We start from the raw sequence: 23687 nt of genomic DNA, 5'->3' as shown, positions 1-23687 counted from the left end.
GAGACAGTTATAGCTATGCAACTCTTGGTAATGAACCTGGAGCGCAGGCTCCGGATTCTTTTGCTCAAAATTTTCAGAGCGTATTTTGGGGTGGCTAGATTGGATTTTTAAACGAATTTATTCACCGTTCAGCAACCCCTAAGATATAAATTATGGTAAACAATCCCGCTCCTAATATTAAATGGTAATCTAAAGGAGCACCTAAGTTCAAAATTGCTAGAATGATACTAATTCCCAAAATAGGGTGGTAGGCATTCATAATCTTTTCCAATCGTTCTTCAGAAACCATATTGGCAAAGGTTGCAGAAAAGGCTATACCAATTAACATAAAGATTAATACAGGTTTTGGTAAAATTAAATAATCAAAAAGGAAACCAACTCCGGAAGCTACAAGAATAAAACTAAATAAAAGCAATACGGTTTTTCCGTTGGGTAGCTCCTTTTTTAGAACGAATCCGGCTGCTAAACCTACTACAATACCAATAATAATAGGTAATACTAACACTAACAGGATCATATAGAATGGTAGTTTTTGTGTTGAAACATTTGCAGAAACGAAAGCCATGACAGAAAAGAATACGACAACTGCTAATAGATTATCAAGGGCCGCCATAGGAATGAGCATCTTTGTCACAGGACCGTCTGTTCCATACTCGTTCACAATCGATAAGGCCGGTGCCGGTGCTGTTGCCAAAGCAATCCCCCCAAATATTGTGGCGATATATAAGGGAAGATCAAGTATGTGAAATACGATGCCAAACAGTAGGGATACGAAAAGAAATGTTCCTAATGATTGGGTTAATGTTGTAATAAATATTTGTTTTCCGGACTTCCGGATTTGATTCCAGATTAACCTGGCACCAATCATGATGCCAAAGGAACATTCCATTATGCGCATTAAGCTCTGATACCATCTTTGGTCAAGGATCGCTTGATCAAGGATACCGATAGCATGGGGACCTAATGCCATACCGGTAATTAGCCATCCGATAATTGCCGGCAGTTTAATTTTTGATAGTAATTTTCCAATCAGAATTGCGACGAAGACTGTAATCGCCAAAGACAAAAGATCCGGAATGATCATCGCTTCTCCTCCTATTCGCCAAAGCCTTAAGAACTAAGGCTTTGATCATTTGCTTGTCCGCCTACCAGCCAACGATTTCTCGCTGATAAATATCCATGATCCTCAAGGTAAAGCCAATCCTATTACACCATATAACAGCATTTTTAGCTGACGGTGACATCTTTCCTCATGATCACGCAGAATGTTTTCGGTTGAACGGCTTTGGTGCATGGATAGGTAATGGATATTGAAGAAATCCTGATAGGCGCGGAAATCTTCCACTACCTCCGCTACGGTTATACCGGGACGTAGAGATACCCGCTCAAGAAGCTCCGTCAAAACGGAAATATTAAGCTTATCAAAATCGCTCTTTAGCTTGTTAATGGCATTGAGCAGATGCAGCGGCGGATTTAATATGGCATTGCAGAATAGATTCAGGTATAGCGGGTTATCACTAAAGAAGCGGAGCCTCGCGTCGAAGTACCCTCGCAGATGTTCTTCAACACCTCCGTTAAGGGTTTCAACCGCTTCGGATAAATATGAAGTCAGTGCATCAAAACACTCTTTGACGCACAGTAAGTACAGCTCATCTTTGTCTTTGAAATAATGGTAAATGATGCCCTTTGAAATATCGTTGTCATTACAGATGTTGTTAAGTGACGCCTCCGCATAGCTTTTTGCGGAAAATTCTTTTAATGCGCCTTCAAGTATTCTTTGCCTGCTTTGCAAGTTTTTTTCCTTGCGTTTCATGGTATCGCCCCACAGTCAATATTACAGACCACTTGGTCTGTAATTGCTAGCGTATCATAAACCGACCGACCAGTCAATGTTATCTTTGTAAACTTTCGTAACTTCTATACCTTAAATTCGAAAATAAGTGAATACCTTGTACCTATTAGTAGATGATGGAACCATTAGCGTTGCCTTAAAAGTAAACCCCGATTTTCAGCCTTTAGAAAATCGGGGTACTCATTAGAGAAATCCTTCGCTTGCGACGTTCAATATATATTTGAACTGTTTACGGATATGCCGTCGATTTCTCCATCCACCGGAGACAGAAGGTTTGTTCATTTTAATAAATATCACCACATACTGCTGTTTGTTTTTTTGTGGATACCTCGCCGGAAAAATGTAATTCGGGAGATTATTTCACCTACGATCACGGCAAAGGCAGCCAAAATCCCCAGTACCCAGGATGCGGAGCCCTCAAGCAGGATAAAGATACAGAGCAAGGGGATGATAAGGCCAATGATCCAGCCGGCTGCATTCATTCCGGTCAACGCTGGAATATCCCAGCCGTCCGCAAGGATAGAAATATGCACTTCAGTTGCAATTGCGGTAATTGCTCGAAAAGCCATGAAGATCAGGACGAGGGTGGCACTGATTGGGAAGGCTTGCCCCCATTCTTCGCCGGTATATAGCCAGGCCGCGCAAACGATACTTCCCATCAATAAAGCACTGAACAGAAAGGCGAAAATTGTACCGCCGTCATTCCAGGCGGGGACCCCCTTGGCTTTTACATAGACCAGGGAGGTAACGATCAGAAGCATGAGCGCCATAAGACTCCCGACCATACGCAGCCATAGCCAAGGCTCCGTATTGGAAAGCACGACAAGGGAAGCGAGAAAAAGCACAGCGGTAAACAGCGGGGCCCAATATCCCTCCTGCGCGATCATGGAACGCGGGTTTGCCAAAGCATTGGCAAAGCGGAACGGTTGACCAAGATGGGTTGCAGAAGAGAGAAGGCTTAATCCCATCAAGATCAGACAAGCAATCGTCAGCGGTTTTTCCAAAGCAAGCAAATAGTCCTGTGGGGATAGAACGGCAATCAGATTTAGGCAAATATAGGTCCCGGCGCTCAAACCGCTCAAAATAGTGAAAACAAGTAAGGAAACAGGTATTTTTTTCATGCTTTCTCCCTCCTCAAGGTCCAACGTAATAGATGGACGGCCCGGTACCGTTTTCAGGGCAAAGTGGGCGTCCCTTCCGACTGGCGACCAGTTTGGATACTTCACTGTCAGGGTCGTTCAAATCCCCGAAAACCCGGGCCTTACCTGGGCAATCAGCAACGCAGTAGGGAATGCTGCCCGCCTCAACACGATCGACACAAAGGGTGCATTTGCTCATGACCTTTTTGACAGGATCCAGCACGGGGGCTCCGTAAGGGCAGGACCATTCGCAATAGCCGCATCCCACACAGCGATCCTGATCCACCAGCACAATACCGTCTTCGCGTTTATGCATGGCTTTGGAAGGGCAGTTCTTTACACAAGCGGGGTCTTCGCAATGGTTGCAAAGAAGCGGCAAAAATGAAAGATTGACATTAGGGAATTTTCCGGTGGGCTGAAACACATTTTTACTACCCGGAGATTCCACATGGGTCCAAATGATCTCCTTCGGCAGGGAATTCCAGACGTAACAACCTACCGTACAGGTTTGGCAGCCAAAACAACGCCGCAAGTCGATCACCATGCCATAGCGTTTCACAGTCATTATTCCATCTCCTTAAGCCTTTTCGATTTCAACCAAAATATCATAGAAGGTCGTATTGGATTCGCTGATATGCTCTTCTTCGATGGGATTGATCTCATGATAGGTCAGGTTATTCAGATGTCCGGATACATAATAATCGGGGGTCCAACCATTCGGGATCGCCGTGACCCCGGGGTAGATTCCTTCCGTGACAAAGGCCTTCAGCTTGCATTCGCCCCGGTCGTTAAAGACCCGGACCGTATCCTGATGCTTAATGCCCCGTTTTTGGGCGTCGACAGGATTGATCTCTATCCACGCCTCCTTGCGGACTACCTTGATCGGGGAATTGGGGGTATGCTGGGAGTGAACGGTGTAGAGATCGTGAAATTGAATGCATACTAAAGGATACTTTTTGGCGAGTGGCCCATTAGGATCATCGTGGGGCGGGGTCCATTTTGGAATCTGATGGCCCACTTCCACCAGCTTTTCACTGTAGAATTCAAACCGCTCGGTGGGAGTCAAATACCCTTTGCCCTCTTCCCAGTCAATGGGCGGGATGAAGTTTGTTTTATTGGATGCCCACTGGCCTTCCCGGACAAAATCCTTCCAGTTAAAGCCCAGCTCCCGCATTTTGGGGGTATTCAGCAGATCATGAACCCATTCTTTATCGGTGCGGGTCCAGTATTTTTCCAAGCCCAAGTGCTTCGCCAGTCCGGTGAAGATTTGGGTATCGGATTTGCTTTCCCCGACCGGCTCGATGATCGGCTGCTGAAGGAATATCCAGGGCAGCTTGACAAACAGATCCCAGTTTTCATAAAAAGTAGTGCAGGGCAGCAGCAAATCCGCATATTTTGACGTCCACGTCATATAAGGATCTACGTAAACAATGAAATCTAATTTAGGGAAAACATTCTTGATCACCCGGTTGGCGTCCGGTCCCTGATTTAACCAATTAAAGGTGGCGACCCAAGCCAATTTGATCGGATAGGGTTTTTCTGTTTCAATTTGTTCGTAGAGCTTGCTTCCATGCTGCCAGTTGGCCTCAGGAACCGCGTCGTTCCAGTCGGTAAAATCCCAAGGCTCATCTTCAGTTGCGGTGCCGTCGCCCAAACCGCCTTCCCCCCAACCTACACCGTGGGAAACGCCGCCGCCGGATTTGCCGATGTTCCCGCAGATGGCGCCGAGGGTGGCAGTGGCTCGGAAGGGTGTGAAAGAATTCCAAATACGCTGTGTGCCCTGAGAATTAAGGATGGCCGCCGGTTTGGCGGTAGCGTATTCCACGGCCAGCTGTTCAATGATATCTTCCGGCACCCCCGTGATTGAGGAAGTTTTCGCCAGGGTGTAGTCATTGACCTGATCCATAAGATGATCAAAAGCCGTGCGGCATTTTAAACCGTTGACCGTAAACGTACCCGACAAGGCCGGGGAGACTCCTTCCGTATCTTTAGGCCGGGCGGCGGAGGAGTTTGTATCCCAAACCGCATACTGCCCATTCAGGCGAAGGTACTTTCCGGTACTCTCGTTAATAAGCAACGGAGCACAGCTGTACTTTTTCAGCCACTCCTTATCATGAAGCTCCTTACCCACAATCACCCGGATCATACCGAGGGCCAGAGCACTATCTGTTGCCGGGCGGATCGGGATCCATTGATCGGCAATGGCGGCGGTCTGCGTATGGCGTGGATCGATCGAGATCACCTTACAGCCGGCTTCCTTGGCTTTAAAGATCCAGCGCATATCCTGAAGCTGGGTCGCCGCCAAATTTTTGCCCCAGAGAATCAAGAGCTTGGAATTAATATAATCCCGGACATCATTGCCCCCGCGCATTTTGCCGTAAACCAGCTCATCGCCCATACTGGCGCCATGGTCGGACATCAGAGCTTCCAGCGTGAAGATCGTACCGCCGCAGCATTTGGAAAAGCGTTCGATAGACTCCCAGGCTAGTTTGGTTTGGTTGCCGGTCATATACACGAACCCCGCGGACTTGGGTCCGTACTTCCCTTGAATTTCCCGGAACTTCCGGGCAAGAAGCTCAAAGGCTTCATCCCAGGAAATCCGTTCAAATTTACCCTCGCCGCGGGCTCCTACTCTTTTCATAGGGTATTTTACCCGGTCATTGCTTTGAGCGCGGAACGGCAAGGAATTCCCGCGTAAGCATACATTGGCCCAACCCGGTACCCCGCGGATTTCCCCCGGCGTGATGCGTACAATTTTGCCATCCTTGACATGCACCAAATGGCGGCATTTGTTTTCGCAATTAACTGAGCAGAGGGTAGGGACAACCTTTTCCCCTGCTTTAGTAACGAGTGGCTCTTGCCGATAAATTTGCTTTGTTTGGTCAACCAATTACTTAACCTCCTCTTTTTTTAGTAGTAATTTTTAAAGATATGAGTCAAGTAGTTAGTTTTGCAAAATTCGTGCCATCTTTTGGTTCCCGGAGAAGGCCAATTTAGACTGGAATTTTGCCCAATTTGGGCATAAAAAAGATAAAAAACCGGAAATGAATGAATGCAATTTTTTCAGTGAAAATAATTCATTCGATTTTTTTAGAATTAAGAAGGAGAGAGGGAGTCTGGATCTTTGCCTTAAGCCTTGTAAACGGTCGGTTTTTTCCTTATCCGAAGTATATCCTTCTATGGCACATTATTTGCATTTAGTTTAAGAAAATAAGTACAAAGGGGGATAGGGTAATCTTCTGGCAAATATACGGATATTAAAGGAGGAAACTGAATTCATGAAAAGAAATGCTCTTGAAGTAAGCAATGTAAAGGCTAGCGGAAAATGGGTGGCTCTTGGCTTAGTGATTCTGACCAGCGTTGTGCTCAATCTTCCTTATGCGGCATATTCTCCGGCACTCACGGAGATCATGGTCGACATGAATATCAATTATACCCAAGCCTCGCTGCTCTCTTCGCTTACCGCCCTCATATCCGGCGTCGTTGTTTTATTTGGCGGGGTTTTGGTTGATAAATGGAGTCCGGCCAAAGCCATCACCTTGTCTCTACTGATCTTAGCTGTCGGCGAACTAATTTTTGCACTTTCCCCGAATTATGGTGTCATGCTCGGCAGCCGGATCATTATCGGCCTAGGGGTTACACCCATTTATGCGGGCACCATGGCCTTGGCTATTCGGTGGTTTGACGACTCAGATAAGAAAGGTCTCGGCATAGGCTGCCTGCTTTCTTCCGACGGCCTCGGCGCCATGTTCGGCCTATATGTTTTTGGTTTTCTCATGACAGCCCTTGGCTGGCGCACAGGGAATATTGTCGGTTCCATAGTCGTTGCGGCGGTTTGTATTCTTTGTTTTTTTAAGTTAAAAGATCATCCCAGCTTCAATGTGGAAAAAGAAGCCATGAAAAAGAACCCGGAATCAGCCTCCGGGGACAGTTTCTTTAAAATCATTTTCAGAAAAAATGTCATTATTCCTGCTTGCTATATTATCGGGTATATCGGTAGTTATAGTGTCGCCTTGTATTGGGTTCCGACGATTCTGGTGGAACAGGGATGGTCGGCCAGTATCGGCGGTTTGATCGCCGCCCTGTGGCCCTTTGCCGGAATCCTTGGTGCAGTCGCCTCCGGTACGGTTTCCGATAAGATGGGAAGAAGAAAACCATTGGTATTGGTAGCGGGAGCCCTGATGACCCTAGCCTTTTTTTTACTGGTCTACGCCGTTTCCACCGGGCATTATCTCCTTATGGCTATTTTACTGCCTATTGGCGGGTTTGCTTCTTATATCGGTTCTCCCCAGGTCTACATTTGGGCGGCTGATGAAGTCGGCACCAGAAATGTCGGTACGGCCAACGGCTTTATTCTGGCCTGCGGCTTCCTCATCGGGGGCAGCTTATTCCCGCTTATCGTAGGCGCTTTCAAGGACATGGCCGGCACCTACACAGCCGGTTTCTTCGTTTCCGCCATCCTGATCGCCATTCTGAATCTGATCATACCTGCTTTCCTGAAAGAAGAGGCGCCGACAAAATAGGCTAAGCATGTCACCGTCTAAAGGAGTATCCTTCAAACACCTGGTAAGCAAAAATAAGGGGACGGTCGTAAAGTCTCTTCCGTTATTTTCTTTTAAAAAGACGGCTTCGGGCGGCACATTGCCGGAAGCCGTCTTTCTTATTTTCCAGCTCATGAGTTGACGCTCAGGGCAGCACAATACCGTATTCTTTGATTTTCCTATACAATGTTGTTTTGGATATGCCCAGCATGTGAGCTGCTTCATCTTTATTGTAACCTTGAGACAAGGCCTGGGTTATAGTTCTTTTCTCCATTTCCTCCAACGAAAACATGTTTGCGCTATCGTGGAGGGAGCCATGCTCTTTGATTTCATCCGGGAGATCGCCAACCTTTATGACCCCCGTTTCCGCCATATAAACGGCATGGAGCATAGAGTTCTTTAACTGCCTGATATTGCCGGGCCATGAATAGTCTAAAAGTGCCGCGCAGGCTTCCGCAGTCAGCCTGGGGATAGGGCGGTGTATTTGGCTGCAGATTTGTTCAATAAAATAATGAGCAAGGGGAAGGATGTCCCCGGTGCGGTCTCTGAGTGGAAGAATGTGGACTTTAAAGACGGACAAACGATAAAAAAGGTCATTGCGAAACTTTTTTTCCTTGACCATCTGGAGGAGATTCCGATTTGTGGCCGTAATCAGGCGAAAGTTTACCGGAATATCTTTGTAGCTGCTGATCCTGACGATCTTTTTATCTTCCAGCACCCGCAATAAAACCGGTTGGACCTCCAAGGGCATATCGCCGATTTCATCCAGAAACAAAGTGCCCCCGTTAGCGGCCTCGATTTTACCCGGTTGGCCGTTTTTATTGGCTCCGGTGAAAGCGCCTCCTTCATAGCCGAACAATTCGCTTTCGATTAAACTCCTGGGAATGGCGGCACAATTGATAGCCACAAAAGGGCCTTCCGGGCAAGCATGGTTATGGATGGCCTGAGCAAATAGCTCTTTGCCTGTACCGCTTTCGCCGTTTAATAAGATAGAGTGCCCTGAATCGGCGACCCGTTGGGCGAAGCTGATTGATTGTTTTAGAGCTGGACTTGTGCCAATAATATCTTCAAAGGAATAAAAGGATTGCCGCTTCTTAAAGGATTGCTGCTTCTTATTGAATAACTGCCGATCGATTCTTTCCGTATAACCCATAAATACTTCGCCTCCCTGACCTTTATCTTTTGCAATTCTTGTGCCAAAGAACGAAAAACCCAGGATAATATAATTATTTTCCTCCTTGGGTCAATCCGTTGACAGATCGGAATCACGCAAAAAGTTCTTGGAAGCCGAAGTGAGTACACATAAGGAGAAAGCCCCGCTCTTTATTTTGGCAATCGTGATAGATCGAACTCCTTGATCTTATGGTTGAGATTTTGGCGCAATATCCCCAAGACTTGAGCGGATTTAGTGATGTTCCATTGATTGCTTTCCAAGGTTTCCAAGATAATCTCCCTTTCCAGCTTCTTTAGGGTCTCCCGCAGGGTCGAGCCGGGTTCGGGGAGGATATAAGTCGATTTGCGCGGCTGCTGGAGATGCTCGCGATAATAGGAGGGGATGTGGGTCATATTGAGCATGGTATCGTTTTCACCAATGAAATTCATGGCGCTTTCGATGAAAATCCTCAACTCTCTGACGTTGCCCGGCCATTTGTATTGGAGAAAAGCGGCTTGGGTCTCCGGGGAAAGCCCCCGGACGCAGGTGTTGTTTTTCGCATTATAGCACTCAATAAAGTGCTCAGTCAGAGGCAGGATATCTTCGGGCCGATCCTTAAGGGGAGGCAGCTTAATTGCAATCGTAGCTAAACGAAAAAAAAGATCCGAACGAAAATTATTAACAGAATTTTGGGTCGCAAACGGATCAATATTGCTGGCGCTGAGAATACGGCAATTGGTAGCCCTCTCCTGGGAACTGCCGAGACGGCGAACTTTTTTTTCCTGGATGACGCGCAGAAGCTTCGCCTGCAGGAAGGCGGGCATGGAGTTGATCTCATCCAAAAATAAGGTGCCGTTTTCCGCCTGCTCAAAAAGGCCGGGCATTTCGGAGGCCCCGGTAAATGCCCCCTTCACCGTGCCAAAGAGGATGCTTTCGAATAAATTTTCCGGTATGGCCGCACAGTTGATGGGGACAAAGGGACCGTTAGAATGAGTTCCGGCATAATGGATGCCCTGAGCAAAAAGTTCTTTACCGGTGCCGGTAGCGCCGATGATCATAAACGGTGAATCGGAGGTGGCAAATCTTCTGGCAAGGTTTATGGCCTCCTGCATGCCGGAGTTTCGGGTTACAATATCATCCAGAGTATAGTGGAGGCCGTTGCCGGGTCGGCGCCTGGGGGAGTAGGATAGGACATATTTTTGTTGTTCTCTGAATCGGTTGATTTGCTTGTTCAGATAATCCATGCTTAAACCAATCATATACATACCGGCGAATTTCTCCTTATAAAAGAACGGATAGGCATTTATGATGCTATCCATTCGCTTGTTGCCGGGCATGTCCCAGCCAAAATAGGAGGAGATTGCTTTTCTGTCTTTGAAAATCTTTTGAGCAAAGGACCGGTTGAAGGCTCCGCCGTCCAGCCTGTTGTAAACCTCAGTTTCCTTGCGCCCGATGACGTTCTTGCGCTCCATATGCTCATTGCGCTCCATGGCCCGATTATACAGAACAATAGTCTCGTTTTCATCAATAGCGTAAATACCTTCTTCCAATTCATCAAGGATAGCGCAGAGCAGAGCGTTTTGTCTTTCAAGCTGCTCCAATGTATGGATCATAACGACACCTCCATTGTCTGTTAATTCACAATAACTATAATATATGATTCACTGGTTATCAAGGTCGGTCAAAAATATTCATGAAAGAAAAATATTCATTCGTTTACCGTCCAAACTGCCCAATAGGACGTACGCAAAGAGGAAAATCCCCTTGGGATAGTGGGTTTTTTCTCTTTCCGGTGACCATAAAAACAGGTGGCATAGTTTTTGCACTAGCTTTTAGAAGAGAAAGGAAAATAAGGGCAAGGGACGGGGCGCCCCGCTCCTGGCTGCGGAAAGGCAGGTGATGGGATGAATTGGTTTCCGGGTATCCGGTTTTTTTAAATGATGCAGGTAGAAAAAGAAAGGGAGTCGCGTATGAATAAAAATACTTATAACCCTCGCAAAGCCTGGTTGGCATTTTTGGGTGGCGGTGTTATTTACTTTGTCAACGCTGCCTGCCAATACAAGGTGCCGCCCATCCTGATCGATCTATCGGAAGCCCTCCATCTGACAGTCTCTCAAGCAGGCTGGCTGATGTCGATTATGAGTCTGCTTGGGCTTATTTTAGCTATCCCTACCGGCTTTGTGGTAATAAAGCTGGGGTGTAGGTGGGCAACGGTCTTAACCGCCGCCGTGACCTTTATTGGTTCTCTGGTCGGAACGTTTGCCACGTCTTTTGGTGTTATGATGATCGGCCGGTCGTTGGAGGGAGTAGGTCTCGGCCTTGTCAGCGTTGTTTCGCTGGCCATCATTTCCACCTTTTTTCCTCCTGAAAAAAGAGGAGTTCCCAATGGTATCATCATGGCACTTTTCACATTGGCGGTCTTTACGATGATGAATGCTGCCGTTCCGATTACCAAAGCCTTCCAATGGCAGGGAGTATGGTGGTTCGGCAATATTATGAGTATTATCAGCATTTTCGCGGCTTATTTCTTGATTCCGAAGAAAGAGGATGAACCCGCTTTTGAAGGAGAGCAGACGGGTCGGCCGGCGGAAAAAATCGATTATGCCGTATTGCTGAAAAACCCTTCCCTCTGGTTTGTCTCCTTGACCTTTATCGGCTTTAACATAGGGTATTACGGCATTACAACCTACTTGCCGACCTATCTGGTCGAAGATGTCAATATCAGTCAGGCCTCGGCCAATCTGGCGGTGAGCTGGAACGCTATCGCCGGCGTACCGGGGACTCTGGTTGCCGGGCTGGTTATGGATAAAATCGGCATCTCAAGAAGGAAGCTGTTGCCGGCTTTTACCATGCTTGCCCTTGCTGCCTGTTACTTTTTCGCCTTCAAGGTTACCAGTGTGGGTTCAGCGACGTTCCTGATGATCCTTGTCGGTTTTCTCTGCTGTCTTGTTCCCACGAGCTTATATACGATTGGCCCCGATACAATTCCCAAAGCATCCTATGCCTCTATGATCATCGCGGTCGTGACCTTAGGCCAAAACGTCGGCATGACGCTGGGGCCGATTGTGGTGGGGTATCTGGTTGAAATATATAATAGCTGGGACGCGTGTTCGATTCCCATCGCTATCTTAGCGTTGCTAGGAGGGTTGCTGTGCTTCCTGATCAAAACCAGGGCGCCTGAAAAACAGTCCACCTGCTAAAAGAAAAAATACATTTAAAGTAAAGTTGAAAGGGGAGTAGGCTATGTGTTTCAGGCCACCAACGACAAGCAAGCCCAAAAAATGCCCTCAATGCGGCATGGTTAATCCGCCGAGTGCCGGCTTATGCAAGCAGTGCAAAAGCGATTTGCGTAAAGTTGAAACAGATTTGAAAAAAGAAGAAAAGGGAGGAGAATAATCGGAATGAGCAAAGAAAAGGTCTTGAAAGACTTTTTGGAGCAGCATCAAGGTGAAAATACCCGTAGGGGATGTCGGATCAAAAACGATGAAAAAAAGTGAGGAGGCGTCAAGGATATGCGGAGAGAAGAAATCGTTAATGAACTCAGCCGCAGGCACGAGGGTACTGAAGATAAGTTTACCTGCTGTATGCAAAATGGTTGCTGGGATTCGTGCTGTATACTCCGTTGTCAGGTAAAGGATGGAAAGCTGATTTCCATAACACCGGATGATACCGTAAATCCAGGTTCTGTTCGCGAAGATGTAGGGGAAGAGGCGCAATGGCAAGGCATGGTCCAGATGCGGGCCTGTCCGATGGGGCATGGCTGGAAGGAAGAAATCAACGCGCCTTCGCGAATCCTTTACCCTATGAAGCGTGTCGGAGAAAAAGGACACGGGAAAGGACATTTTGAGCGAATCTCCTGGGAAGAGGCGATCGATACGATTGCTGATAAGCTTATCGAGTTCAAAGAGAAGTACGGACCTTATTTCCTGACCCACACCGAGGATGATTGCTTCGAATTGTGTGGTTTCGTTTTGGCTCCATGGTTTGGGGCCGGGGTGAAGGCCTGGGGTGACAGCTCATGCTCAGGTTCTACGCCCGGCGAGAAATTCCATTTGGGATTCGACATGATCAAAGCCCTGGTCACAGGCGAGAGCGACATCTGCGTTGGCTTTGAGGCACCCGATCTGTTCAACTCGAAAGTGATCGTGCTATGGGGCATTGATCCGATGGTTGGCTGGTTCGGGCCTGTTTCCTACTATATGAAATTGGCGCGTGAGCGCGGGTGCAAGGTGGTCGTCGTGGATCCCCGCTACACGGCAAGCGCAGAAGTGCTTGCCGACCAATGGATTCCAATTCGGCCTGGAACCGATGTTGCCATGCTCATGGCCATAACCTATGTTCTGTACAACGAGGATCTTTACGATCATGAATACGTAGAGAAATGGGCCGAGCCTGTTGGTTTCGAGAAATACCGGGCTTTCATCCTCGGCGAGACTGACGGGCAGCCAAAAACTCCGGAATGGGCTGAGTCGATTACGGCGGTTCCCGCTGAAACGATCTATGGTTTTGCGCGGTTGTATGCTGAAAGCAAGCCGGTTCATTTCCAGTTCTATTACGCTCCCGCCAAACGCCATCTCGGGGAATATTCCGCGTCTGCGGCGATGCTCCTGCAGGTAATGACCGGCAATCTCAGCATACCGGGAGGATGCGAGACAGGGTGCAGCTTGATAACGCAGCCAAGGCTGCCTATGCCTGCGGTGAATTGGGAGAAGGCCCCGGCAACGTACGATCCCCCGGTCACGCATAACATCCAGAAGAACGCCGAAGCAATCCTTGGCCGCCGTAAATTCGACAAAGGGGAGATCACCGAAGAGGAATATCGTCAATCCATCGGCTCGCCTCCCGGCGCCCCTCTTCCGAACATCCATATGTGCATCGTGGAAGACAACTACGTCAACAACCACCACCACACCAACAAACGCATGGAGGCTATGGCCGCCAACGAATTCAATTGGGGATGGCAGTGGCATAAGAACCAACCGACTTTAGAGTTTTTGGACATCGTGCTCCCGGGTGCTGTCGACATGTTTGAAACCACCGCTCATCTTATGAACGGGAATGAGAGGTTCCTAAGCGGCCCCAACGGCATGAGGAATTACTTTCTGTTCTGCGACAAAGTCTGCGACCCCCCTGGCGAGGTACGCTCAAAGCTGTGGGTGTATGTCCAGATCGCGAAAAAGCTGGGTATTGTCGAGCAATACAATCCACGGTTAGCCGATGTTCCTTATGAAAAATTCGACGATGCTGTCAAGGCATTGTACCAGGAGGCCTATGAAGAATGGGCCTTGGACAGCTATGGCTTGCTCGAATATTGGGGGGTCAAACCGAAGCCATGGGAGGAGTTTCTGAAGGAGCCGGTGGTCCGTATTCCCATCGACACGCCGTTTTACCCCTATAAGAACAAGGTGGAAGCGGGGGAGAACCTGTTCGAGACGCCTTCCGGGAAGGCCGAATTCTCTTCCTGGTATGTCGAGCAAAACGACATGACGCAAACGCGCTATCGCGGAAAAATCGATCCGATGCCTTGCTGGGAGCCTTCTTATATGGACGGACCGGCAAACGACAGCTTCTATCATCCGAAAACAGAGCAATACCCGCTGTCCTTGGTGACCCCGGTGTCGACCTATCGGCAGCACTCATGCAACGACAATAACCCTATTCTCAGAGATGAGTGTTATCGTCATGCGGTTTGGGTTAGTCACGTCGACGCCAAGCGGCGCGGCATAGAAGATGGCGAAGTGGTGAGGGTCTTCAACGAATTCGGCGAAATTCATATGCCGGCCTATGTAACTTCCAGAACAGCGCCTGGAACAGCCGCCATCCATCATGGCGCCTGGTATACGCCCAGCGAGGAAACTTCCGACCTTATGCCTTATGGCATTGATACCCGCGGTGCCTGTAATCTTTTGATCGGCGATACCCATGCCCCTCACATCGTCGGTGCCTTGTTCACGGCCGGGCTGGTGGAAGTTCAGAAAATCGGAGGTGAGAAATGATGACGCAATATGGATTCTTTTTTGATCAAAGTCGGTGCTATGCATGCCAAGCCTGCAGCGTGGCATGCAAGGACTGGAACGAGATATCCCCGGGCCCCGAGAAGTGGATGACGGTTTACGAGTGGGAGACGGGTAGTTTTCCCGATGTCCGCATCCGGACGCTGGCTTTCTCATGCGGGCACTGCGAGAACCCTCTTTGCCTAAAAGCTTGCCCGAACGGCGCGATCTTTAAGGAAGAAAAGTACGGAGCGGTTCTTGTCGATCAATCGAAGTGCCGGGGCTGCCGCACGTGCTATGATGCATGCCCTTACGGAGCTCCGAAGTTTGCCGACGACGTGCCCGGCACCAAGATGAGCAAGTGTACGATGTGCGTCGATCGTCTTGACCAGGGGAAGCAGCCGATGTGTGCCATTTCTTGCCCCATACGTGCCTTTGACTTTGGGCCGATCGAGGAGCTGCGTGCCAAGTATGGGGAGCTTGATGCTCTGGAGGGGATGCCCAGCGGGGCGGAGGCCAGGCCGTCGTACGTATTCAAGCCCGGCGCGAACAAGATAAAACTCTTCCCCTACGACGCACAAAAGGCGATCGAGCTCAATAGGCAGCGGGGGGATCTGACCCCACTATTCGATGAGGCCCATGAAGTGGTCCTTGGGTTTGATGAGAGAAGTGTGCCCGGCCGTTCAAGGTTGGTAATGAAGCACGAGAGTCAGGATGATCTGCTGAGGGCTACTCGGAACGATATTGGTTGATAAATTGGAATGGAACATGAAGCAGCGGAGGAATTGAGCAAAGCTACCCCAAACGATATAGGGTAAGTAGTGATTTTTTCAGAACCTTCTTGGGGAAAAATAAAGGAAGCAGATGGTCTTGAATCAACGAAAGTTGAGACAAGGCCATCTGCTTTTTGTTCGGATCCTGTTTATTTCGGCCTGGATAAATGATACTCTTTGATTTTGTATCGCCACCTAAGTATGTTTTTATCAACAACAGCTTAAGCCACTTCTGATTTATTTACAAGAGCAGCAGTTTTTCCGTAAATTATTCTTTTCTGAGAAAATAAAAATATTTTTTGGGCTATTTTAGGGCCATATTGATTCAAATACTTATTTTGGGTTGTTATCTTAATAATTTTATATTATTTTTGTATTAGGCATTCTATGCAAAGGAGTGATTTTAAAATGGTAGATCCTAGAGATGAAAGGATTGAGGCTCTCGAGTTCGAGAATGCACTTTTAAAAGAAGTTATTGATCATAGTCATGAAGGAATTTTCGCTATTAATGAAAATGATGAAATCATATTATTTAACAAAGTAGTAGAGGAAATGGATGAACTTAATCATGAAATTGTTTTGGGCAGAAAAGAAAATGATATATACTCCCTGTTTAAAGAACATAACTTTCAATCCTTTGAAAACAGGGTGAAATGTACTAACAACCCGCTCCGTGAAGAGAATTTCAATTACGTTTTGCCTAATGGCAAAAGAATCAATCTGATCGTTAGCACATTCCCCTTTTTTTATAAAGGAAAGCTTGCGGCAATTTATAGTATCGGACGTGATGTGAAACAAATCGAGAAATTTATAATACGAACATTAGAGGTCAAAAAGCAACATGTTCTTGACGCAAACGGAAATGGAGGGAATGGCGCAAGAAATTTTCTGGATGACATCATAGGGTCCAGTCCCAAAATGGTTGAACTTCTCGAAATATCACGTAAGGTTGCCGCCAACGATTTGCCTGTTTTAATAATCGGAGAAACCGGTGCGGGTAAAGAACTGATTGCTCAGGGGATTCATAATGCGAGTTCCTTTAATCAAGGGCCGTTCGTTCCCATAAACTGTGCGGCAATTCCGGATAGCCTTATGGAAGCCTTATTATTCGGAACAGTAAAAGGGGCGTTCACTGGGGCAACTGATCATCCGGGGTTGTTCGAACAGGCCGAAGACGGTACGATTTTTTTGGATGAGATTAATTCCATGTCGATGAATTTACAGCCCAAATTATTGCGTGCTCTCCAAGAAAAGAGGGTACGTAGGATTGGCAGTGATAAGGAAATCAAGATTAACTGCCGAATCATCAGCTCGTCTAACCAAGACCTGTTTAATCAGTCCAAGGAGAGCATAGTTCGGCCTGACTTGCTGTACCGGCTGGCAACGATTGCGATCAACATACCTCCCTTGCGGGAAAGAGATCTGGACATTCCGATTTTAGCCCATCATTTTATTAAAGAATTCAATAAAAAATACGGAGTTAAAATCAAAGAATTAGCCGAAGAAGTGTCCGAGGTCTTTCAAAATTATTACTGGCCAGGCAATGTAAGAGAATTACGTAGCGTCATAGAAAGCGCATTCAGCTTTATCGTCAGTAACGATGAACAGATAAAAATGAAGCATATTCCGCCTCATCATAAACAAAGACTATTATCACGAAAAAACGAAATCCCCAATATTGGCGAAAATGCGGGGACATTAAAAGAAATAATGTGGACTATTCAAAAACAGGTTATTCTGGATGCATTACAGAAGAATAATTGGAATGTGTCAAAAACGGCCGCGGAATTTGGGTTACTAAGGCAAAATCTTCAACAGAAAATGCGTCATTTTAATATTAAGAGACCCGAATAAAACAACCGAATACTTTTGATGCGTTAAAATTCATGCATGCATTAAATTTGAGTACTGCTTGATCTCTAAGGAAAGCCCCTATAGTGAATGAAAACTCATTCACTATAGGGGCTTTATAGGTGGGTATGACAATCAAAATGATTTATTAACATTATAAAAATAACAGATATCTTTAAAATCCAGAGAAAAAGGCACCTTGTAGGATCGAATAGACCCGAATTTTATACAAATTAGGATGCTGGCATGAAAGTTGCAATAAATAATTGTGAGTTGATTAAATCCGAAAATTCATGAAAGAAGGAGAGAAAAGGTATGGGTTTTATTCAAAAAGTTTCTGAAAAGCAGATCAGCCGTAGAAATTTTATAAAAGCCAGCACCGCAACTGCTGCAAGCCTCAGCTTGGTTGGTTGCGGCAACAGTTTAGCAACTCTGGCTGAAGGAACAACTACAGCTGCGACTGCGGACAAGGGCAAATGGATTCCCGCCGCTTGCTGGGTTGATTGTGGTGGTCGATGTGTCAATAAAGCTTTAGTTGTTGATGGAATTGTCGTAAGGCAAAAAACAGACGACAGTCATCCCGACAGCCCGGACTTTCCGCAGCAGAGAGGATGTCTAAGAGGGCGTTCTCAACGGAAACACATCTTAGGTGCGGACAGACTTAAATACCCCATGAAGCGTAAGCATTGGGAGCCCAATGGCGGCGGCGATAAATCTTTGCGCGGTCGTGATGAATGGGTACGGATTTCCTGGGACGAAGCGCTGGATTATGTAGCCGCGGAAATCAAACGCATTGTTGATAACTATGGGTGTACATCGGTTTTAGCTACGGATTCCATGAAAACAGATGTCATTAACCTGATGAATTTGATGGGCGGATGCACCGTTCAATATATGACGGCTTCCTATGGCACTTGGCAAAACGGCGCAAGGTTTATTGGCTCCGGCTATGATGCAATATCAACATGCAGTGACCGTTTTGATCTGCGCAATTCCGATCTCGTTGTGCTATGGGGAGTAAACCCGGCCTGGAGTTCCGGCGGGAATCCCACCTATTGGTTAAAATCAGTCAAGGAGGCCGGCGCGAAATTTATTGGGATCGATCCCATGTTCAACGATACCTATAACACAATGGATGCGGAGTGGATTCCCATCCGGCCCGGCACCGACATGGCCATGCTTTTTGCTATAGCCTATACGCTCATAACTGAAGACGACCCTGTAACCAACCCGTTAATTGACTGGGACTTCCTGGAACGGTGCACGATTGGGTTCGATGCTGATCATTTACCTGAGGGAGTTGATCCGAAAGAAAACTTCAAAGACTATATTTTAGGCACGTATGACGGGATACCCAAGAATCCTGAATGGGCTTATGAAATTTGCGGGGTGGATCCTAATGTGATCAAACAGTTTGCCCTGATGATTGGCAAAGAACGAAAAGTTGCCTTGATTACCGGTTATGCACCATCCCGTACCTTTAATACCGATAGTTTGCCCCAGCTGTTTATGACCATAGGGGCTATGACCGGGCATATCGGCAAATCAGGGCATATGACCGGCATCGGCAACTTTATCAGAGGATTTAACGGCGGGCCGGATATTGCTATGAGTGGTAAAGACTGGTATGACTTATATTCAGCTCACAGCGGCGAGTTTGCGGATCCCCGCAACGGCAGTCCGATTAAGCATGAGGATATTCCTGTGGTTGAATGCAAGGAAATGTGGAACAACGCTCTGCTCAAAGGCGAATGGAAAGACTTCGGTAATGGTTTGTTTGATGAGCTTACACCGCCCAAACAACGAAAAATTGAAATTAAAATGCTGATCAGTAGTTTTGACAACGTTGTTAATTGCAATCCGAATGTTAATCAAGCCATTAAAGCGCTGAGAGAAGGCACTGTCGACACGATTATACGTCAGGATATTAATTTCACGCCGACAGCCCAATATGCGGACATTGTTCTGCCGGCAATTACTCCCTGGGAAAGACCGGGCGGGCAGGCAGAGTTTTGGTACCACAATAAGGAAGCGGTATTCTACTACTTTCAGATAATGGAGCCGATTTTTGAAGCGAAGGATGATCAATGGATCGTCAAAGAGGTTGCGAAGCGCCTTGGATTTAAGGATGAGGATCTGTTCCCCATTCCCCGTATAGAGCAGGAATTCGTTCATATGCATGAATCAAGAGTGTGTAACGAAAAGGGCGGGATCGAACCGATGGTTACGATTACCCAAGAAGACATTAACGAATATGGTTTGGAAAATCTGAAGAAGTATTGTGAAAAGATAGGCGATGATTCGCTCCTTCAACCTCAGGTTGGCAGGCTAACCGTTAAAGAACTGAAAGAAAGAGGCTGCTATCAAGTGCCCAGAAAGCCGGATGATGCGTACGTCTATATACCGATGAAAGAGTTCAGAGATGACCCGGCAGCCAATCCTATACCGACTACGGAAAGCGGCAAAATTGAGATTTACAGCAAGAAACTTGCCGAGGTATTTAATGCAATGGGTTATAGCGTTATTAAACCGTATCCCACTTACATTGTTCCACTGCAAGGATATGAAGCAACTTTCAGTGATTTTAAAAACAAGGTCAAAGGTGAATACCCTTATCAGGTTATTAATCCCCATTACATGGGCCGGCAGCACTCTACAATGAACCAGGTTCCCTGGTTGCGGGAAGCTTTTCAAAATCCGGTCTATATCAGCTCCCAAGATGCTATGGAAAAAGGATTTGTAGATGGAGATACCGTTTTACTAACCAGTGCTTACGGGAAGACCATCCGCCGGGCCTGTGTAACAGAAAGGCTGATACCCGGAACTTTAGGCCTGCCCCATGGTGCATGGGTGGATATAGATCCTGAGACGGGGATCGACAGAGGCGGACATGACAATACCCTTACCTCCTCGGCGGCAGTCGGTCAGGCTGTGGATGCTTATAATTCCACTTTGGTAAATATGGAGAAGTACACCGGCAAACCTTTGCCAAAGCACGAGCATGAGCCGATCAAGACCATTTTTTAGCAATAATTTCGAAAGAAGAAGGGAGAAGCAAAATGGCAAGAAAAGGATTTTACTTTGATATGACCTCTTGCATTGGCTGCCGTGCCTGCCAAATTGCCTGTAAGGATAAAAACAATTTGGATGTGGGAATTTTGTTTCGTCATGTAAGAAGTTTTGAAAGCGGTAAGTTTCCCAAACCGGGATTCTATCATTATTCCGGTACCTGTAATCACTGCGAAAAACCGAAATGTGTGGAGGGATGTCCCACCGGTGCTATGTATATTGCGGAAGACGGAACGGTACAGCATGATGACAAGAAATGCATAGGCTGCAAATATTGTATCTGGAATTGTCCCTATGGGAATCCCCAGTTTATTGAAGAAAGCGGAATAGTAAGAAAATGTGACAGTTGTAAGGATCTTCGTGATGTCGGCGAAAATCCGGCCTGTGTAGATGCCTGTATCATGCGCATCTTGGATTTCGGGGATTTGGATCAGCTTGCCGCCAAGTACGGCACTGGATTAGTCAAAGAATTACCTATTTTACCCCCGTCGAAGATCACCAACCCCTCCTTATTGGTTAAGCCGAAGGCCAGTGCTCATGATCCTAAATATAAGGAAACGGAGGTGTAAGCTGTGGAAGAAATGGCATTGTTGATATTTACCATTGCTGTTGAGGCGGCGATTGGGATCATTGTTTTTGTGGCTATTGCCAAGCTCCTGAATGAGGAGGGAACCTTTAAACTACCCGTAGTTACAGCAGGGGGACTGGCTATCCTGGGTCTACTTGCTTCACTTCTGCATTTAGGCCATCCTCTCCGTGCCTACAATGCCCTGGCGCATTTTGCAAGTTCTTGGTTGAGCCGGGAAATCTGGTTTACAGCAATATTTACCGGATTAGCTGTAATTGCCGCTTTGTTGATTTTATTTAAACCTGAGGCCAAGCAGGCAGTTAAAGCAGTGACCGCCCTTGCCGCCGTCTTTGGCTTAATTGATGTGTATATGATGGCCTCCGTTTATTATTCCTCAAGTATTCCTGCCTGGCAATACAGTGCCACCTATATCGAATTTTATACGACGACGATTGCTATGGGAGCGGTACTCTTCCTGCTTTTAGGCCGCAGTGAAGCAGCCGGCAAGGCTAAGTTTGCCGTTACCTTGGCAGGCCTGGCGATTGGCATCCAGATAGCAGCGATGATAGTTTACTATGTTGAACTTGGTTCCGGCTCAGGCTTGGCAGCGCAGCAAAGTCTCAGTATAGTTGGCGGTATGAGCCTGGTCCTGACGGTAAGATGGATCCTTATTCTGGCCGGCATAGGATGGCTGCTCTTTTCCATAAAAGGCAGTGCCGGCGCAGTTTCCCCGGGAAATATTGCGGTATCGGAATCGGCAGCTGCTGCAGAAAATCCTTTAGCGATCTCAGCGGGACTCTCTTTACCGCTGGCTGCGGGGGCACTTCTTATTGGTCTGATTATGGGCCGATATATGTTCTACGCGGTTATGATTATCTCAAGGGTTGGATTAAATTAGATATCCTGCTTCCCCAATGACAGAAAATGATTTTCTCGGTGATAACGCTGATAAGGGTGGTATAAATTGAAAACACAAAATGATGAAGTTGCGATCATTCTCGCCAATAGGCATTATATTTATCAGCTTTTGCAGTATATCTTCGGGAACGAACCCAGTATAGAGCTCCTGAAAACGGTGACAACCGATCATACGATAGAATCTCTCCAATTGATGGAAAGCGAAAATGTTAAGTTTGATTCTATCATAGAATTCTTAAATGGAGTAAAGAAGGAGCTCCAAATCAAGCAAGAGGAGTTAACCGATAAGTTGAAAACTGAATATACCTATTTAATGATCGGTCCGAATAAATTACCGGCGCCTCCTTGGGAATCAGTTTATCGAACAAAAGAACGGCTCATTTTTCAAGAGAGTACTTTGGCCGTGCGCCGGGCTTATTTAGAATATAACTTTTTACCGTTCAACTATCCCCACGATGCAGACGACCATATTGCTTTGGAATTGGATTTCATGGCACATCTAGCCAAATTGACCAGGGAATGTTTTGAAGAAGATAACTTTGCAAAAGTCAAGAAACTTTTGGTTGATCAGAGATCCTTTTTGGATAAGCATTTATTAGTTTGGCTCGATCAGTTCGCTGGGCAAATCCAAAATTCCAGAACACATTATTTCTACCCGCAGATGGCAGTGCTTACCAAACAATTAATCAGGACCGATGGGGATGTGATCGATGAACTTGTTCTTCGCTTATCTGAGGTTTAGGTCACTAGTTACTCTTCATCGCCGTCATTCTGTAAAATAAAAACAATATGAAATCCGTGTTAAGAGAAAAGTCCTCAACACGGATTTTTTTACTTCGATCAGGAATGAAAATCGACTGCTCTTCAAACTCATCCGCACCGAGCCCGCGGAGGCGCTGCAGAAATAAGTATTTGAATTGACCGGCCGGTCTGGTTATGGTATACTGGCGATTATAGACCAAGCGGTCTGTAATTTAAACTTCGAGAAGATACAATGAAACGCAAGGAAAAGAAGCTATATTTCTACGAAAGGCGGTAGAACAACTTGATTGTAGAGAGAAAAGCAAAAATCAATATTGATGAATTTAAGTTTGGGGCCGAGCTTCTTAGTCTCCCGGCAGATGAAATTCGAGAAACTATAAAAAGTATGGTTGTAATACAGCAGGTTTACAGCGCTGCGATCCGAGAAGTCAGTGCAAAACTTGAAATATTGGATGACGAATTTCATGTAAAGTTTGCGCACAACCCCATTCATCACATGGAGAGCAGATTAAAACAGCCTCGAAGTATCAGGGAAAAGCTGCTGCGGAAAGGCATTGCGCCGGATATGAAGCATGCGCCCGAGCATATTACGGATATTGCGGGAATACGCGTTATTTGCTATTACGTAAGCGATATTTACACTATTGCGGAGTTATTATTAAAGCAGGATGATATAACGCTGATTAAGCGTTCCGACTATATAGAAAACCCGAAACCAAACGGCTACCGCAGTTTGCATTTGGTAGTATCCGTGCCTGTGTTTTTATCCGAGGGAACAAGGAATGTCCCGGTAGAGGTACAAATTCGCACCATTGCTATGGATTTTTGGGCAAGTCTTGAACATCGGCTCAAATATAAGTCGGATGTCCCGGTAAAAAATGATTTGCAACGGGAGCTTGCCGAGTGTGCGGAAAGTATCACTGCCATTGACGAAAAAATGCAAAGCATTTATGTTCGGCTGAATTCTAAATTGGAGTAAGTCTCCGCACTTTTGCGAATGGCGGATGCCATTATCGTAAATAATACACATTGCGAAATGCGGCGGGGGAACGATTATGTTAAAGAAAA

Annotated in this window: 17 protein-coding genes; 10 read left to right on the top strand and 7 right to left on the bottom strand. The window is 46.5% G+C overall.

The window, feature by feature from the left end; genetic code table 11:
• Positions 1–121: 121 nt before the first annotated feature.
• From AC1U9U_RS08405 to AC1U9U_RS08385, 5 genes are all read right to left on the bottom strand, one after another.
• Positions 122–1084, bottom strand: a complete 963-nt coding sequence (locus AC1U9U_RS08405; protein WP_479960107.1) for a cation:proton antiporter domain-containing protein — start codon at positions 1082–1084, stop codon at positions 122–124.
• A 102-nt stretch (positions 1085–1186) separates the two neighbouring features.
• The gene (locus tag AC1U9U_RS08400) at positions 1187–1813 is read right to left on the bottom strand and encodes a TetR/AcrR family transcriptional regulator (RefSeq protein WP_479960106.1); all 627 of its coding nucleotides are present in this window, start codon (positions 1811–1813) and stop codon (positions 1187–1189) included.
• A 332-nt stretch (positions 1814–2145) separates the two neighbouring features.
• Entirely contained in the window at positions 2146–2973 is an 828-nt protein-coding gene (locus AC1U9U_RS08395) for a dimethyl sulfoxide reductase anchor subunit family protein (RefSeq protein WP_479960105.1), read from the bottom strand.
• A gap of 13 nt (positions 2974–2986) precedes the next feature.
• A complete protein-coding gene (locus tag AC1U9U_RS08390; protein WP_479960104.1) occupies positions 2987–3556 on the bottom strand; it encodes a 4Fe-4S dicluster domain-containing protein in 570 nt (189 codons plus the stop codon).
• Positions 3557–3568: 12 nt separating this feature from the next.
• Positions 3569–5881, bottom strand: a complete 2313-nt coding sequence (locus tag AC1U9U_RS08385) for a molybdopterin-containing oxidoreductase family protein (RefSeq protein WP_479960103.1) — start codon at positions 5879–5881, stop codon at positions 3569–3571.
• A gap of 388 nt (positions 5882–6269) precedes the next feature.
• Here AC1U9U_RS08385 and AC1U9U_RS08380 point away from each other — a divergent pair, with 388 nt between their 5' ends.
• Positions 6270–7514, top strand: coding sequence for an MFS transporter (locus AC1U9U_RS08380; protein ID WP_479960102.1), 1245 nt, complete (start codon positions 6270–6272; stop codon positions 7512–7514).
• A gap of 163 nt (positions 7515–7677) precedes the next feature.
• On the opposite strand, the gene AC1U9U_RS08375 is transcribed toward AC1U9U_RS08380, so the two are convergent.
• Entirely contained in the window at positions 7678–8685 is a 1008-nt protein-coding gene (locus AC1U9U_RS08375) for a sigma-54 interaction domain-containing protein (RefSeq protein ID WP_479960101.1), read from the bottom strand.
• Between the two features lie 170 nt (positions 8686–8855).
• Positions 8856–10298 (bottom strand): sigma-54 interaction domain-containing protein, encoded by a 1443-nt coding sequence (locus tag AC1U9U_RS08370; RefSeq protein ID WP_479960100.1) that lies wholly within the window; start codon positions 10296–10298, stop codon positions 8856–8858.
• A gap of 324 nt (positions 10299–10622) precedes the next feature.
• Between AC1U9U_RS08370 and AC1U9U_RS08365 the strand changes: the two genes are divergently transcribed.
• From AC1U9U_RS08365 to AC1U9U_RS08325, 9 genes are all read left to right on the top strand, one after another.
• Positions 10623–11885, top strand: coding sequence for an MFS transporter (locus tag AC1U9U_RS08365; RefSeq protein ID WP_479960099.1), 1263 nt, complete (start codon positions 10623–10625; stop codon positions 11883–11885).
• A gap of 312 nt (positions 11886–12197) precedes the next feature.
• Positions 12198–14681: a molybdopterin-containing oxidoreductase family protein gene (locus tag AC1U9U_RS08360; RefSeq protein WP_479960098.1), complete on the top strand. Its 2484-nt coding sequence runs from the start codon at positions 12198–12200 to the stop codon at positions 14679–14681.
• On the top strand, positions 14678–15430 hold the full coding sequence (locus AC1U9U_RS08355; protein WP_479960097.1) for a 4Fe-4S dicluster domain-containing protein: 753 nt from the start codon (positions 14678–14680) through the stop codon (positions 15428–15430). Before AC1U9U_RS08360 ends, AC1U9U_RS08355 begins: the two co-directional genes overlap by 4 nt.
• Positions 15431–15859: 429 nt before the next feature.
• Complete coding sequence (locus AC1U9U_RS08350) at positions 15860–17305, top strand: sigma-54 interaction domain-containing protein (protein ID WP_479960096.1); 1446 nt, start codon at positions 15860–15862, stop codon at positions 17303–17305.
• A gap of 312 nt (positions 17306–17617) precedes the next feature.
• Positions 17618–20329, top strand: a complete 2712-nt coding sequence (locus AC1U9U_RS08345; RefSeq protein ID WP_479960095.1) for a molybdopterin-dependent oxidoreductase — start codon at positions 17618–17620, stop codon at positions 20327–20329.
• 32 nt (positions 20330–20361) lie between these two features.
• Entirely contained in the window at positions 20362–20940 is a 579-nt protein-coding gene (locus AC1U9U_RS08340) for a 4Fe-4S dicluster domain-containing protein (protein WP_479960094.1), read from the top strand.
• A 12-nt stretch (positions 20941–20952) separates the two neighbouring features.
• Positions 20953–21837, top strand: coding sequence for a dimethyl sulfoxide reductase anchor subunit family protein (locus AC1U9U_RS08335; protein WP_479960108.1), 885 nt, complete (start codon positions 20953–20955; stop codon positions 21835–21837).
• A 66-nt stretch (positions 21838–21903) separates the two neighbouring features.
• On the top strand, positions 21904–22599 hold the full coding sequence (locus AC1U9U_RS08330; protein ID WP_479960093.1) for a TorD/DmsD family molecular chaperone: 696 nt from the start codon (positions 21904–21906) through the stop codon (positions 22597–22599).
• A gap of 303 nt (positions 22600–22902) precedes the next feature.
• On the top strand, positions 22903–23598 hold the full coding sequence (locus tag AC1U9U_RS08325; RefSeq protein ID WP_479960092.1) for a GTP pyrophosphokinase: 696 nt from the start codon (positions 22903–22905) through the stop codon (positions 23596–23598).
• Positions 23599–23687 lie beyond the last annotated feature (89 nt).

It is taken from the genome of Desulfitobacterium sp. (genome assembly GCF_982384815.1).
This window is presented reverse-complemented; position numbering and strand designations above follow the sequence as displayed.